Origin of the sequence: Paenibacillus sp. FSL F4-0125 (assembly GCF_038008565.1) — a bacterium.
Taxonomy (GTDB): domain Bacteria; phylum Bacillota; class Bacilli; order Paenibacillales; family Paenibacillaceae; genus Paenibacillus_AQ.
In genome coordinates this window covers 984,376-999,030 of sequence record NZ_JBBOZJ010000001.1, presented here as the reverse complement: position 1 = coordinate 999,030, position 14,655 = coordinate 984,376, and the positions used below count along the sequence as shown (strand labels likewise).

Sequence of the window (14,655 nt, the reverse complement as noted above, 5' to 3'; positions counted from 1 at the left end):
TAATAGTATGGAACTACACTCGAAGGGAATGACAACACCATGTCTAAAATCAAATTAGCCGTCATCTACTACAGTGCCACAGGAACTAACTACCAGCTGGCACAGTGGGCCGCAGAAAGCGCCGAGAAGGCGGGGGCTGAGGTAAAACTTCTGAAGGTACAGGAGCTGGTTCCCGAGGACAAAATTGCCGCCAATCCGGCTATGAAAGCCCTAGCGGAGAAAACCAAAGATATCCCCGTAGCAACACCCGACGATATTGTGGAGGCAGATGCGATTATTTTCAGTTCTCCTACCCGGTTCGGCAACATTGCTTCTCAAATGAAACAGTTCCTTGATACAACCGGAGGCATTTGGGGCAAAGGACTAACGGTAAACAAAGTCGTCAGTGCCATGAGCTCAGCACAGAATCCACATGGTGGACAGGAAGCTACGATTTTAGCACTCTACACATCGATGTATCACTGGGGAGCGATTGTCGCAGCACCAGGTTATACCGATCCAGTCACATTCGGTGCGGGAGGCAACCCCTACGGAACAAGCGTCAGTGTAGATGGAGACGGTAAAATGATTGAAGATCAGGATCGGATCCGTGACGCTGTTTTTCATCAAGCGAAGCGTACCGTTGAAGTTGCAGGCTGGGTCCTAGCAGGCAAAAACGCCAATAGTCAGAACTAGGCTTCCACCTATCGTTCGATATAGCAAACACCCCTCGGAGCTACCTTAGTAGCATGTAAACCGAGGGGTGTTGTTTTATTTTGAAAATTATTCTCCAGGATACTTAAGGCCCCACTGCGCACGTATTTGATCCAGCAGTTTCAGAATTGCTAAAGACTCATCGAGTGACATCACCGAACTCTCTGTAAGTCCCGCCTGGAGACAACGTCCTACTTCCTCTGCTTCAAAGCAATACCCGATAGAAGCTCGATCATCCACAAAGCTCTCTACCTTCTCATCTCCAATATAGAGCGAAGCAGATTTCGGGTTCACTAACGTTCCTTCTACAATAATGCGGCCTTCTGTCCCAAATACATGTGCTTCCTCCAGCATATTAAGACGAATACCGCCGTTCAATGAAGCAGTTTTTCCATTACCGTAAGACAGCAGCATAGAGAAATGCTCGTCCACTCCAGTCTCACCAATATGCACAGTACTGGTTATAGATTCAGGATGAGGCCCAAACACCATCGAGGCAAAAGAAACCGGATAAATCCCTACATCCAGCAGTGCGCCTCCGCCGAGCTTTGGATTCAGCAATCTGCTTTCCGGATTCCAGTCGGTGCGAAATCCTAAATCCGCCTTCACCAAGCGAACTTCACCGATTCTACCCTCTGCGATCCATTCTCTAACCTTAACAATCGCCGGAATATAGCGACTCCACATCGCCTCCATCAGGAACAGCTTATGTTCTCGCGCATAGGCCATTACTTCTTCCAATTCTTCGCTATTCACAGTAAAAGGCTTCTCACACAGGACAGCTTTGCCTGCACGCAGTGCCAATAATGCATTTTCTTTATGAAAAGGATGTGGCGTTCCGATATAAACCGCATCTACATTCGGGTCATTTACTAATTCCTCATAGGTTGCGTAAGCATTCGGCACTCCATGATCTTGTGCAAATTTATTCGCACTTTCCTGAGATCGTGAACCCACGGCATATGCCACACCATTGCTGGCATGAACTAAATCAGTAACAAACTGATGGGCAATCCAGCCTGTACTGAGAATTCCCCATCTTACCTTGTAAGCGTTGTCTTTATCCATTATATTGTCCTCCTCATCCTACTGGTTCTACTGTTTGATTCTATCAGACCATTCTAATGAATGTATAGGAACTAATGCCTGCGAACACAACTGTCACCACCAAAATAGCGATATTCCATATCCTGTTCAAAGCCTCTGAATGCTCGTTAGAGCTCTGAGCAAACGCTTTTTGCACAAGGAACTGCAACAGTTTCATGATTATAAATCCCAAACATCCAAGCCCGCTTTGTAAAATAACCTCCAGACTAGACTTACTTACAAATCTATCAGCCATGTTCCCGTCGTAATGGATCGGGACCATATCCGGCATTTTGGAATATAAAAATAGATAAATAGCTACAGGAATCAAGGCTACCACACTGCTTAAGATCATCGTCAGTTTGGTTTTGAACAACGCTATAACCTCCTTGAGCATGAAGATAGGATCTAACCCTCTATTCTCCTTCCACTTCAATTAAAAATATCCGATCCTTAAATCCACCACGACGTTCAGCCTTCTCCGCACGTAGCTTCTCCAGCTCCACGCTATTGCTCCCATGGATTTCCGTCAGAGCTTGGATCACTTCCAGCATATCGGCAAGCTCCTCAAGAGCTTCTTCATCACTAGCTGCCTGAAAATACTCCTCGGACTCTTCTTTCAATTTTTTACGTAGTTCAGTTATGTATTCTTTAGGCTCTAGTGTCCTTACTCTATATTTTTCACCTTGAGCAGTGATTAAGTTGGGGATTCCGTCACGCACTAGCTTTTGATATACAGGTATTTGAGTTCCTCCTTTCTTCTGCTATGTATTCTATCTCCTTCAACCTGACTTCGATTCCATCACTAGACGTTCTACAAAAGGAAGATCTGCAGGAGCAAATGTAAACTGATCCAGTTCAGCCGGAAGCACCCACTGATATTCGTCATGATCGACAAGATCAATTACACCTCTCTGATATCGGGCTTTCCAAGCAAACAGTCTGATCTCGACGCTTCCATAGTTGTGCTCGTTCACGCCAAAGCTTTCATAGGGAAGGATTGTTATCCCCATCTCCTCCTGAAGCTCTCTTTGCAGACAATCTGCGATGCTTTCATCCTGCTCTATTTTGCCGCCAGGAAATTCCCACAGACCTGCCTGTGATTTACCTTGCCTGCGCCGAGCAATAAGAATCTGTCCTGCTTCATTATGTATAATCGCTGCCGCCACCCGGATCACAAGGAACACCTCCTTTATTGCAATTAGTAGACAGATACTTCTATTAAAACATACATTTCATTCCAAACCAAAGAGACTCTCCCAAAAGCCATTAGGCCCGGGAAAGTCTCTTTCGTACAGTCTCTCTATAAATTTCACAGTAAAGTCTTTCTTACGGGAAGACTGCTATTTTGTTAACACAAGCTCCAAGCGAACCTCAAGATTGTTCTCCGTATCCAGTACAACGGTGTGTGGATTGCTTAAACCAAAATCAGAAAAAGCTACTGTTGTCGTTCCCGACAGCATCAGCTGTCCCCCGCTATACGCGGCTTGAGACTGGAAGGTGACATCCTTTTCCACACCCTTCACTGTAAGCGTACCTTGCATTTCAACCGGCACAGTTGCTCCTTCGGTCCATTCCGCCGGCAGCTCCGAGAATGATTTCACTACAAACGTAGATTGTGGAAATTCCGTGACGGAAAGGAAGTCTTCTCCTTTTACATGCTCATCTCTTTGACCATTGCCAGAGTCCAGAGCACTCATATCCACGCTTCCTTCCCCAGCCATCGAAGTAGAATCTTCTATATTAACTTTCCAGGTACCTTGAACTTTGTTATCCACGAAGTTGACTGTTTCTTTAGAGGTTGTTACTGACCAATATACTTTAGAAGCGTCTGCAACTGTCCAGTCACCGTTTAATTGTTCGGCTGTAACCGTCGCACCTGCTGATGCTCCAGTGTTATTTGTGCTCTCTCCATTACCTGCTGTGGTGGCTTGCCCTGGAATCACGGACTCGATCTCAACATTATTGCCCAGTGATTTATCCAGCAATGTATAACCCGTGACTACTCCTACGATAATAACTCCGGCCGCGATCAAGGCTATTCTTTTTCTCTTCATCCTGTTCCCTCCAATATTCAAATATTCTGTATATTTTTAAGCTCGTCCCTCATTCTAACAAAGCAATATGTCGGGAAGAAGTCAGAGCAGAACGAGCTATGATGTGTTAAAATTGTCGTAATTTTATAGACTGGAGGCCCAACCACCTGATGAAATCCATTCTAATTGTTGAAGATGAGGAAGCTATCTCCAGGGTCCTCAGTGCTTATCTGAAAAAAGCAGGCTTTCATGTCACCCGTGTAGCCGATGGACGCGCTGCACTGGAGTCTTTTGCTATATCACCTCCATCATTAGTATTACTCGACATCATGCTGCCAAACATGAACGGCTTTGAACTCCTCAAGCTCATCCGTGAAAAAAGCAGCTGCCCCGTGATCATGCTCACAGCAAGAGACGGGATCAATGACCGACTAGCCGGTCTCGACGGCGGTGCGGATGATTACATGTCTAAGCCCTTTATTCCAGAGGAAGTGGTGGCACGCGTGAAGGCTGTATTACGCCGTCCTTCGCAGTGGTCTGATGGCAACCAAAAACGGCATTATGGCAGTTTGTTTATCGACTTTACAGCGCGTGCTGTCTTTTTGAACGGGGCTGAGCTGAACCTTAGTCCACGCGATATGTCGGTCATGTTATTTTTAGCTGAAAGGCCAAATCAAATATGTACTCGCGAACAATTAATAGAGCATGTCTGGGAGATGGATTACGAAGGAAGTGACCGAGCAGTGGATTTGTCTATTAAAAGACTTCGCCAAGCGCTGTCGCACTGGCCAGTAGATGAAGGGGAGATCCGTACCTTGAGAGGCACTGGATATCAATTATGGACAACTTAAAGAAAAGCAGCCCCAAACGTACCTCCATCCTCTCCTACTGGACGGTTCGTTACTTGCTCATCATCAGTGTCGGTCTCCTGCTAACTGCGCTAACGACGTTCTGGTGGATCCAACAAGAAGCTATGAGCAACCGGATGCAGACCACCGGATTATTAGCACAGGAGATTGCCGACAGGAGCGTAAATCATGAGGGTTCAATCGAGATCAGCCAAAATCTTGGAAAGCTCATTGAAGATCGAAAACGTTTCTTCAAGCTAACTGTAGAGATGTGTGTAATTATTACGGACCAACAAGGCCAGATGTTGTTCTCTATGCCGCCTCTAACTGACGATGAAATGAGGCATAAACTTAATGATAGCTTGAACGATTCACGTAGTCCGGAATTCAAAGCCGCAGTTGCCCCAATTAGTTCAGATAACGAAACACTGGGACAGGTGATTGTCCTTCAATCCAAGAAATCGCTGCGGCATATTCCGCAGGAGGAAATCATTTTCTTCTCCGTTTTGCTGCTATTTCTAATCATATTAAGTTGGCTAACCATTTACCTCCTGTCGCGTAAACTGGCAAAACCGATTCAGAAGGTTGCGGCCGCGGCGGCACAAATCAGCCATGGTCGATATGATATCGTACTTGATAAGAATGCGAAGGAACGAGAAATTCATGAGTTGATGTTGTCTTTTGAAGAGATGGCGGGCAAGTTACAACAATTTGAGCATTCCCGTGCTATTATGTTAGCCGGAGTATCCCATGAATTAAAGACACCAGTAACCTCTATAAAGGGTCTAATCCATGCCGTTCGTGAAGGGGTTGTCGAAGACGATGAGGCTGTGGAATTTCTAGATATTGCCTTGCAGGAAGCTGGACGATTACAGCGGATGGTGGCGGATCTTCTGGATTACAACGCACTGACTGCAGGAATGGTTTCTGTCCGTCACGACCGACTGGATGCCGTGCCACTGTTATCAGAAATCGTGTATCAATGGAAGCTGACACAAGAGGAAACAGTTGCTGAGCCTGTGCTCCATATGCCGAGAAATCCCTTGTTTTTGCGTGGAGACTCGCTTCGGATTCAACAAATTATCGTTAATTTGCTTAATAATAGTGTACAAGCAAAAGCTCCAGATCGAAAAGTACAGCTTACGGTAGAATTGCTTGAACAGCATAGCCATGGGTTGGCCGAAATCCGTGTCCAAGATAATGGCCTTGGCATCTCATCGAATCATAGTGAGCATATCTTCGAGGCTTTTTTCCGAGGTAGCGACAAACAGAGCACATTACGTGGTCTGGGACTCGGTCTCACCTTCAGCCGTCTGCTGGCGGAATCTATGAATGGGAGCCTTGTGCTTGAGAAGTACTCCGAGGAAGGCTGTATCTTCGTGCTGTCTCTGCCGCTTGATCACTAAAAAATAGTCTGCGGGCCATCGTCATGGTATAATCATGTGCACAATCACACCGAAAACCGGAGGCTGTATATGCTTACTTTTGAACAAAAATTAGCGATTCTCGACTCTTACCCCCAACTGGAGCGTAAAAATGTATCCCTTGGGCGCGTGAACTATCACTACGAGGAAAGCCAGCATGATAAGAAAACCGTTGTTTACCACCTGCATCCAAATGGGAATGGTTATGTGTTCGCAGGATTACTGCGCGGCTATGAAACAGATGATAAGGGCTTTGTGAACATTCGCGATTACTCGGAATCCGAGCTGCGGAGTCTGCTGGATGCCTCTATCACCTCACTGTCTATTTACATTCCAGAAGCCCCTGTAGTCAGTAAAAGAAAGAAAAAGCCTGCAGCTGCTGCCGATTCAATCTGGTCTAATGATGAGGGGCACACGCTGACACTTAAGCTTGAGGATGATTTATGGTATGTCTATGCCGACCTCAATCTGGAAATGGCCTTTGAAACGCTTGAAGAAGCTAAAGAATATTTAGCCGAAGAGGGATTTACAGCGCAGGGGTAATAATAACTTCGATCTGACAAAAAATAAAAGGAGGTGCCCTAACAGCCATTTTGCGTGGCGATTCGGGCACCTCTTTTTCAATGGTAAGGCGTCCTTAATAAACAGGTTGAGTATAAAAAAAGCTATAAATTCCTAAATCAAGCTCAGAAACCACTTCATAATCTAATTTAAACGCTATAGTTTTATTTATAATGCCGCTAACGGAATAACTTCCCTCCACAGCTAATCTAGCTTCTCCTCCAACCGGTGCTACTAATATCAGTTGCTCGGTACGATTTGCCGGTATTACAAAATTTTGCAGACCACCCGATGAATCTTGAACATATCTACGGACGGACACGAGGTTACTGCCTACTACAGAGAAGCCTGAATTATTTTTCCGCCATTCTTCAAAAGCATCTTGTTGAGCTTGGTTTGAGCTGACACAAGCCTGGTTCAATGAAATCTCCGGGATATTATATATTTTCCCACCAATATTATCGATTATTACTTTGTTGGTGGCTTCCGAACAATTTTCTAGCTTTTGAATGGGCATGGGGTCTTTTTCTTTTGTGATCGTTCTTATTAACTTTTTATCGCCGGACATTAAATTTATAGAAATCTCTTTATTGTCCATATTAGAGAACTCGATCAAGCTATACAGCTGATTATTTTTGATTCCATAATGTTTTACTATGATATCAAATCGATTTCTTTCATCCGTCAGTGTTTTTGAAACTTCTTGGGCTCCCAATGTAATTGTTCTATTCACTGGCGGAACGACTTTTTCTTCAACAACTGGTGACGTAATGTAAACAGAATGCGCTCCTTCATCCCATGAGACCTGGCTACCCAAAACTTCGCTAATAAATCTCAGGGGAACGAGTGTATTATTTTGAAGGCTGACCGCCTTCATTACTTGTGCATTCTCCTTGCCGTTAACAAATACTTTTCCTTCCTTAATCATATAAAAAACGTGAATATCCCCTCTTACGGCTGAAATCGTCTTTGCGGTATTATTCCATTCAATAACTGCACCTTGAGCTTCAAAAATCGCCCGCATCGGTACATATGTAACTCCCTCTTTCACTATAGGGCGTACCTCAAAATGCAATAGCTTACCATCCAAAAAACATTGAATATCCTTGTCTTCAGCATATGTTGGAATGGAAGCACAAAAAGTAAACGTTAGCATCACAAAGATAAGGATGATGATTTTTGAAAAATAGCCGTTCTTATTCATGTTCTGTTAGCTCCCAATTTATAAGATTAAAATCTACATTTCAAACCTGAATATACCAAAAGACAATTCAAAATGTAAATCTAAAAAGAAAACTACCCACCAAACCCAAATTATGGTTAGATGAAGAGGAAGCTATATCCTATATGGAAAGAAGCGTGAACGCACATGAGTTTTGAAATCGTAGAAGCCACTATACCGGAGATCCAAGCTGCATTAGAATCCGGAGATATCACGTCAAAACAACTAGTTCTCATGTATTATGAACGCATAGCTGATCATGACAAAAACGGCCTGACGATTAACTCTGTGCTAGAGATTAACCCGGATGCATTATTTATCGCAGAATCTCTGGATGTGGAACGTGCGATTAAAGGCTCCCGCGGCCCCTTGCACGGCATACCTGTGTTATTGAAGGATAACATCAACACTGGGGATAAAATGCATACTAGCGCGGGTTCGCTGGCTTTGGCAAATTCTTTTGCCGGAGAAGATGCGTTTGTAGTTACCAAACTGCGTGAAGCCGGAGCAATCATTATGGGGAAGGCCAATATGACTGAGTTCGCCAATTTTATGACGAACGGTATGCCCTCCGGTTATAGCTCCCGCGGCGGGCAAGTCCTTAACCCCTACAATATATCTACACCCACAGGCGGCTCCAGTGCTGGCTCAGCAGTAGCTGTAGCCTGCAACTTCTGTACAGTCTCTGTGGGCACAGAAACCTCAGGATCAATCCTTAACCCTGGTAACTTGGGCTCCATTATTGGCATTAAGCCAACCGTTGGACTGCTCAGTCGGTCGGGAATCCTTCCGCTCTCCAACACGCAAGACACTGCTGGCCCAATGGCCAGAACGGTTCGCGATGCCGTCCTGCTGCTAAATGCAATGCTGGGCAACGATAATCACGATGCAGCCATGGGAACAAATGTAGGTAAAATCCACGAAGATTACACTATATTCCTAGACGAGAACGGCTTGCAAGGTGCCCGTATAGGTATCCCGCGTGATTATTATTTCGAGGAGCTAACAGATGAACAACTTGCACTGTTCAACGCTTCCGTAGACAGGATGAGAGAGCTTGGAGCAACCATCATTGATCCTGCGGATATTAAGACCGCCCGCGAAATAAGTTATTCTTCAGTGGTATTGAATGAATTCAAAACAGCACTAAACGCTTATTTATCTCGTTTGGGACCTGAGGCACCGATGCGAACCTTAAAGGATATTATTGATTTTAATCATGCACATCCTGTGGAGACCTTGAGATATGGTCAAGCTACGTTAATAGATGCGGAATATACCACTTCCGGCACACAAACCGAACCCAACTATTTGCGACACCGCGCAACTGACCTGAAGCTATGTAAGGAAGAAGGCATCGACGCCACCATGAAGGAATATAATCTGGATGCCCTGCTGTTCCCCGCCGATTTCGGGGCCAGAATTACCTCCAGAGCAGGTTATCCGTCCATCGTTGTGCCTTCCGGATATACTTCAGCCGGCGCTCCCTTCGGAGTAACTTTCTCAGCGAAAGCTTATCAGGAGCCTACCCTCATCAAGCTCGCGTATGCTTATGAGCAGCATTACAAGGTACGAAAAGCTCCTTCGCTAAAAAGCTTTATCTGAACACCGCTTATCTCTAAAAGCCCGTAAACAGTGATTGTCTCATCCACTATTTACGGGCTTTTTCATTTTCTATACTCTACGAATGCTTACTCATAGTCACGCTGATTCTCTTCATCGGCAATATTTTGAATTTCATCGGAGTGAATTAGAAACAACTCATACTCCCCTTCAGCAAGCAGCTTTAGCGCCCGCTCTTTAAAAAACTTCGGACTCCCCTCCGCCGCATCCTCATCATAAAAGAGCAATATTCCGTCACTTTTGCGGAACAACAAATCATCTCTGGCCCGAAACTGCCAGCTGCCGTCATAAGGAGCATTACTGACTGCGCCAAAAAAATCCGCACCCGCAATAATACGTCGATACTCGTTCTGCTTCTCTTCCTTCCACTTCTCTTCCTGTCCGGTATGCGCTGTAATGATTCCTAATTTTAATTCAGGATATTGAGTCTTGAGTTCACTTACCACCTCACAAGCCCAAAGATCCACACCATATTGTCCGGGTGTTATCACCCATTCCACGCCTTCTTCGATCAATGGTTTTAAACGATTAGCGAGTGCCTTTTTGATATAAGGAATCCCTTGATGCTTATTGTCAAAAATACCGAGCTCGTGCGCACGATACCCCGTTACTAGTAAAGTCTTCATGTGCTGCCTCTTTCCTGAATGTTGGCTTATCCTTTAACTCTATATATTGGTTCATTATATAACATTTGCATCCTTCATTTCTTTAGGCAAACTTTCAGCTAATATTAAGCAATCTTTCAGAACCATTTGTTATATTTCTTCTAATCTATCTTTAACCTACTAAGGAGGAATAAAAAATGAGAAAGTTAGTCCCTATTCTAATATCCGGAAGCCTACTCGCTTCACTATTATTGGCTGGCTGCAGCGCGAATTCCGATACTGAAGAAACAACTGCTGCAAATGACCAAGCAGACACGGGTTCATCAGCTCAGCAGACACAAGCTAACGGGAATCAGCAGAATGGCGGGCCTAATATGTCCATGAATTTCGGCAAGATTAAGAGTGTCAGCGATACTACGCTTACCATTTATACATCTGATATGCCTACAACACCACAAGGTGCTGGGGAAGGTGGCGAGCAAAACGGCCAAGGCGGCACGCCACCGGAAAGACCTGATGGCGAGCAAAGTACAGGAAATGGCGCTGCGCCGGAGGGTGGGATGCCACAGGGGGAAATGCCGGAAGGTGGTGGACAAGGTCGTGGCCAGGGAGGCAGAATGCAGCAAAGCTTCTCCGATGAAACTACAGACATTACGATTGATGCGGACACGAAAATCGTAGCGGTTACCTTCGATAATGGCACGCGTCAAGAAAATGCGATCACCTTATCAGAGCTGAAAGCCGATGATATCATCCAATATACGCTTAAATCAGATTCCACCGTGGCGGAGAGCATTACTTTAAGTAATGGTAATCCCGGAGGAGCCGCTCCAGATGGCAGCACGAGCAGCAGCTAATGAAATGCTGTACACACAAAAAAGATCTCCGGGGACAAGCTGGTTCCCCGGAGATCTTTTATATACATCAAATTATTTCTTATCCGACAAAATTAATACTCCACGGGCTGGCACAACTGCAGAACCGCTAACCTTATTGCCAGTCAGAAGATCCGTACGCTCAGCAGCACCAATATCCGCACTCAAATCACCAGTGGTGTGGTTCAGCAAGAATAGGTAGGATACACCTTCCTTCACACGTTGCACAGATTCGATACCTTCCGGTGCAGTTACTAGCGGCTGAATGTTCTTTTCGGCACACAGGTTGGCTAAGAATCCCTTCAGGAATTCAGCTTCTGGGCTGGTAGCCACGTAGTAAGCTTTACCTTCACCAAAGGTATTCACAGTCAAAGCAGGCATTCCTTTATAGAAATCAGATCCGTACTCTGCCAAAACCTCAGCACCCTCGGCATGAATCAGATCGCAGAGCAGATCACATTTGTAAGAACCACTCAAATTGCCCCATGCTTTGTCCATCACAATCTCGTTACTCATCCCTGGCAGCAGTGCATCAATTTCCTCTGCCCAGATACCAAGTACCTTACGCAGTTCCCCAGGGTAGCCGCCTACGGTTACGAGATCGTTCTCATTAACAATACCGCTGAAATAAGTTGTAATGAATGTGCCGCCTGCTTTTACAAAGGCCTCAACCTTCTCAGCAAAACCTGGCTTAACCATATACATCACAGGTGCGATTACAATTTCATATTTGAACAGATTCTCTTCGACACCGATCATATCGGCTTCGATATTTTGCTGATAGAGTGCATCATAATATTTATGAATCTCATTTACATAATCCAAAGCAACGGATGGTCCGCTGGAAAGGTTGATCGCCCAGCGATTTTCCCAGTCATACATAATCCCTATTTTTGCTGCACTACGCGCATCCAATAGTTGATCCCCAAGCTGTCCCAGCTCTTTCCCTAGCTCAGCGCATTCACGGAATACACGCGTATGCTCATGTCCCACATGCTCAATAACAGCTCCATGATACTTCTCACATGCACCAATCGAACGACGCAGTTGGAAGAACAGAACAGTGTCTGCACCACGCGCTACAGCCTGATAGCTCCACAAGCGCATAACGCCTGGACGTTTCAACGAGTTGTATGGCTGCCAGTTCTGCTGGCTAGGTGTTTGCTCCATCAGCATGAACGGTTGTCCATTCTTAAGTCCACGCATGAGATCATGCGTCATGGCTGTGAAGCTGACCGGTGTATCCAGTGAAGGATAGTTGTCCCAAGAAATGACGTCCATATGTTTAGCCCACTCAAAATAGTCCAGTTCATCATAAAAGCCCATCAAGTTAGTGGTAACAGGTACGTTAGGACTGTACTCCTTAATTGCATCGCTCTCAATTTTGTAGCATTCCAGCAAGCTATGTGACATAAATCTCCGGAAGTCTAATGAAATGCCTTGGAAGTTGGTACGGTTGCCGTCCCATTCTTCACTCAGCTCACTAGGCAGGACAATTTCTTCCCAATCATAGAAGGTGTGGCCCCAAAAACGTGTATTCCACGCTTTGTTTAATGCATCCAGAGAACCATAACGATCCTTCAACCAGACACGGAACGCCGCTTCAGATAAATCAGAGTAATCATAGTTACTGAACTCATTCGAAACATGCCAAGCTACCAGTGCCGGATGATCTTTATAACGTTCAGCCAGCTTTCCTGCCAGCTTCGCTGCAAACTTGCGGTAAACCGGACTGTTTGGATTCGAGTTGTGACGCCCGCCGAACTTGCGTTTTCTGCCCTTCACATCAACACGAGTCACTTCAGAATAACGATGAGCCATCCAAGCTGGGTGCGCTCCTGTACCTGTTGCCAGACATACGTAAGTACCATTTTTATATAGTCTATCCATTAATTCATCTAGTGATGAGAAATCATAAGTGTCTTCGGAAGGCTGAATCAGCGCCCAGGAAAATACATTAATTGTGGCAACATCAATTCCTGCCAGCTTAAACATACGCTCATCCTCTGCCCATACAGGCGCATCCCATTGCTCTGGATTGTAATCTCCACCGTACCAAATCTTAGGTAATTTATCGTTAATCACACTTCGCACATCCTTTATAGTATAATTATATATATATTGTAATCGGTTAACCTCACCCTATAAATATAAAATAATCTTTCCATCATATAAGAATATAGAACTAGGAGGAGATGAAGTCATTGAAGGGAATCGTGCATCGTAGAATTGTGTTCCCCCATGAGGGCGGACAACATCTACCTATCACATTAGACAGCATCGGTCACAATCATCAACAGGAAAAAGTATCACGTTTAGATGGCTATGAAACCTATCATTGGCTCCAAACGGCGTCCGGTGAAGGGGTGATTCATTTTGACAATAAAACCTTTTCCCTTCCCGCAGGCAGCGGTGTATTACTTCTTCCTTATACCCCACATCGCTATGAAGCATCGGCTGCTAACTGGAGTACCTCTTATTTAACGTTTGGCGGCAGCTCCGCAGGGTCTATTTTGGAGACGCTGGGGATGAATATGAATTCTTTTTACCGCTGGGAAAAAGAGGCACCTCTCTCTAAATTGCTAAGAGAAATACTGGATCAATATGATGCCTCACAGGACATGTTTGGTCTGAACGCCTCCACTGATGCTTATCGCTTTCTACTTACTTTAAGCAAATATGGGCAATTACATAACAACACGACGATTTCCCGCAATGTGGATAAGCTGCAGCCGCTGCTGAAATGGATGGACAGCCATTTTGGTGATCCTGATCTCGGACTTGACGATTTGGCCGATCAGCTCGGAGTATCTGGGCGTTATCTCAACAATCTATTCATACAAACCTTTGGGCTATCTCCTTATGCCTATTTCGTACGGTTACGTATCCGCAAAAGCAAAGAAATGCTCGTCAGCCAGCCTGATCTCACAGTAAAAGTCATCTCGCAGAGAGTCGGTTTTCGTGATGTCAGCCATTATGTAGCCACCTTTCGAAAGCAGTCTGGGACTACACCGGAGCAGTTTAGACGACTTCACTAATACTCTAAGGTATACAGCTTAATCGCCTTCTGCGTAGTGAAATGCTGCATAAGGTTGCGTATGACAGAGCTTATCGCTGTGTGAATCTCATTAGTATGGGCATGTACGTCAGAGTAACTGCATTTTGTACACTTAAATCAGCCTGTTCAGCAGAAAATATCCATATCAGTGTATTCTGTGCAGTTATATTCTCAGCATTTGGCTGTGAACCGCGATACTTCGCATTATAGCTGCACTAAATACAACTAAATCCATTTCATAGCCCGAGAGCACAAAATAAGTGTAGAAAGTACAGCTATTCTGTATCGTACCAACTCTCCATTCCTTCCAGTTCAGCTATTCCGTATCGTACCAACTGGCTTGTCTCGACAGCTGCAGTCCCCGTCAAAAAGTGTATTCTATTGCACTTCATACATTAGAATGCCCTTTTCCATCTCATTTCGAGCATTCTATTGCACTTCGTGCATTAGAATCTGGTGAAACCCATCAAAACGGACGTTTCCCACCAATCTGATTGCACAATCTGCAACAGATCTCAAATCCCCCCCACCCAAAAAGGAATTCTATTGCACAGAGTGCAAGCACAAGCACAAGGATTCGATCATACACCGAAGGAGATAAGAATGCCCTTCCCATCAACGGTT

15 protein-coding genes are annotated in these 14,655 nt (G+C 45.0%); 7 read left to right on the top strand and 8 right to left on the bottom strand.

Translation table 11 applies throughout. The features are described from left to right. Positions 1–39: 39 nt before the first annotated feature. Positions 40–675 (top strand): NAD(P)H:quinone oxidoreductase type IV, encoded by a 636-nt coding sequence (gene wrbA / locus NST74_RS04415; RefSeq protein WP_042124350.1) that lies wholly within the window; start codon positions 40–42, stop codon positions 673–675. 87 nt (positions 676–762) lie between these two features. On the opposite strand, the gene NST74_RS04410 is transcribed toward wrbA, so the two are convergent. The 5 genes from NST74_RS04410 to NST74_RS04390 form a co-directional block, all read right to left on the bottom strand. Further along, on the bottom strand, positions 763–1,761 hold the full coding sequence (locus tag NST74_RS04410) for a Gfo/Idh/MocA family protein (RefSeq protein WP_341110564.1): 999 nt from the start codon (positions 1,759–1,761) through the stop codon (positions 763–765). A gap of 43 nt (positions 1,762–1,804) precedes the next feature. Further along, positions 1,805–2,155 (bottom strand): DUF1648 domain-containing protein, encoded by a 351-nt coding sequence (locus NST74_RS04405; RefSeq protein ID WP_341110561.1) that lies wholly within the window; start codon positions 2,153–2,155, stop codon positions 1,805–1,807. A 40-nt stretch (positions 2,156–2,195) separates the two neighbouring features. Next, positions 2,196–2,522 (bottom strand): nucleoside triphosphate pyrophosphohydrolase, encoded by a 327-nt coding sequence (locus NST74_RS04400; protein ID WP_341115827.1) that lies wholly within the window; start codon positions 2,520–2,522, stop codon positions 2,196–2,198. A 39-nt stretch (positions 2,523–2,561) separates the two neighbouring features. Next, positions 2,562–2,957, bottom strand: coding sequence for an 8-oxo-dGTP diphosphatase MutT (gene mutT, locus NST74_RS04395; RefSeq protein ID WP_341110558.1), 396 nt, complete (start codon positions 2,955–2,957; stop codon positions 2,562–2,564). A 165-nt stretch (positions 2,958–3,122) separates the two neighbouring features. Further along, complete coding sequence (locus NST74_RS04390; RefSeq protein ID WP_042124340.1) at positions 3,123–3,836, bottom strand: YceI family protein; 714 nt, start codon at positions 3,834–3,836, stop codon at positions 3,123–3,125. Between the two features lie 149 nt (positions 3,837–3,985). Here NST74_RS04390 and NST74_RS04385 point away from each other — a divergent pair, with 149 nt between their 5' ends. From NST74_RS04385 to NST74_RS04375, 3 genes are all read left to right on the top strand, one after another. Further along, on the top strand, positions 3,986–4,666 hold the full coding sequence (locus NST74_RS04385; protein WP_341110553.1) for a response regulator transcription factor: 681 nt from the start codon (positions 3,986–3,988) through the stop codon (positions 4,664–4,666). After that, entirely contained in the window at positions 4,654–6,069 is a 1,416-nt protein-coding gene (locus tag NST74_RS04380) for a HAMP domain-containing sensor histidine kinase (RefSeq protein ID WP_341110551.1), read from the top strand. Before NST74_RS04385 ends, NST74_RS04380 begins: the two co-directional genes overlap by 13 nt. A 69-nt stretch (positions 6,070–6,138) precedes the next feature. Continuing rightward, positions 6,139–6,630 carry a hypothetical protein gene (locus NST74_RS04375; RefSeq protein WP_341110549.1) on the top strand — a complete coding sequence of 164 codons (492 nt, stop codon included), beginning with the start codon at positions 6,139–6,141 and terminating at the stop codon, positions 6,628–6,630. 94 nt (positions 6,631–6,724) lie between these two features. Here the strand turns inward: NST74_RS04375 and NST74_RS04370 are convergent, their stop codons facing one another. Further along, complete coding sequence (locus NST74_RS04370) at positions 6,725–7,852, bottom strand: copper amine oxidase N-terminal domain-containing protein (RefSeq protein ID WP_341110546.1); 1,128 nt, start codon at positions 7,850–7,852, stop codon at positions 6,725–6,727. A 165-nt stretch (positions 7,853–8,017) separates the two neighbouring features. Here NST74_RS04370 and NST74_RS04365 point away from each other — a divergent pair, with 165 nt between their 5' ends. Then, on the top strand, positions 8,018–9,475 hold the full coding sequence (locus NST74_RS04365; RefSeq protein WP_341110544.1) for an amidase family protein: 1,458 nt from the start codon (positions 8,018–8,020) through the stop codon (positions 9,473–9,475). A gap of 86 nt (positions 9,476–9,561) precedes the next feature. Here NST74_RS04365 and NST74_RS04360 read toward each other — a convergent pair whose 3' ends face one another. Beyond that, complete coding sequence (locus NST74_RS04360) at positions 9,562–10,119, bottom strand: DUF1273 domain-containing protein (RefSeq protein WP_341110541.1); 558 nt, start codon at positions 10,117–10,119, stop codon at positions 9,562–9,564. 176 nt (positions 10,120–10,295) lie between these two features. On the opposite strand from NST74_RS04360, the gene NST74_RS04355 reads away from it, so the two are divergent. Then, complete coding sequence (locus NST74_RS04355; protein WP_341110540.1) at positions 10,296–10,955, top strand: hypothetical protein; 660 nt, start codon at positions 10,296–10,298, stop codon at positions 10,953–10,955. 72 nt (positions 10,956–11,027) lie between these two features. On the opposite strand, the gene NST74_RS04350 is transcribed toward NST74_RS04355, so the two are convergent. Then, on the bottom strand, positions 11,028–13,058 hold the full coding sequence (locus NST74_RS04350; protein ID WP_341110539.1) for a beta-galactosidase: 2,031 nt from the start codon (positions 13,056–13,058) through the stop codon (positions 11,028–11,030). 110 nt (positions 13,059–13,168) lie between these two features. On the opposite strand from NST74_RS04350, the gene NST74_RS04345 reads away from it, so the two are divergent. Beyond that, complete coding sequence (locus tag NST74_RS04345; protein WP_341110538.1) at positions 13,169–14,011, top strand: AraC family transcriptional regulator; 843 nt, start codon at positions 13,169–13,171, stop codon at positions 14,009–14,011. Positions 14,012–14,655: the final 644 nt, after the last annotated feature.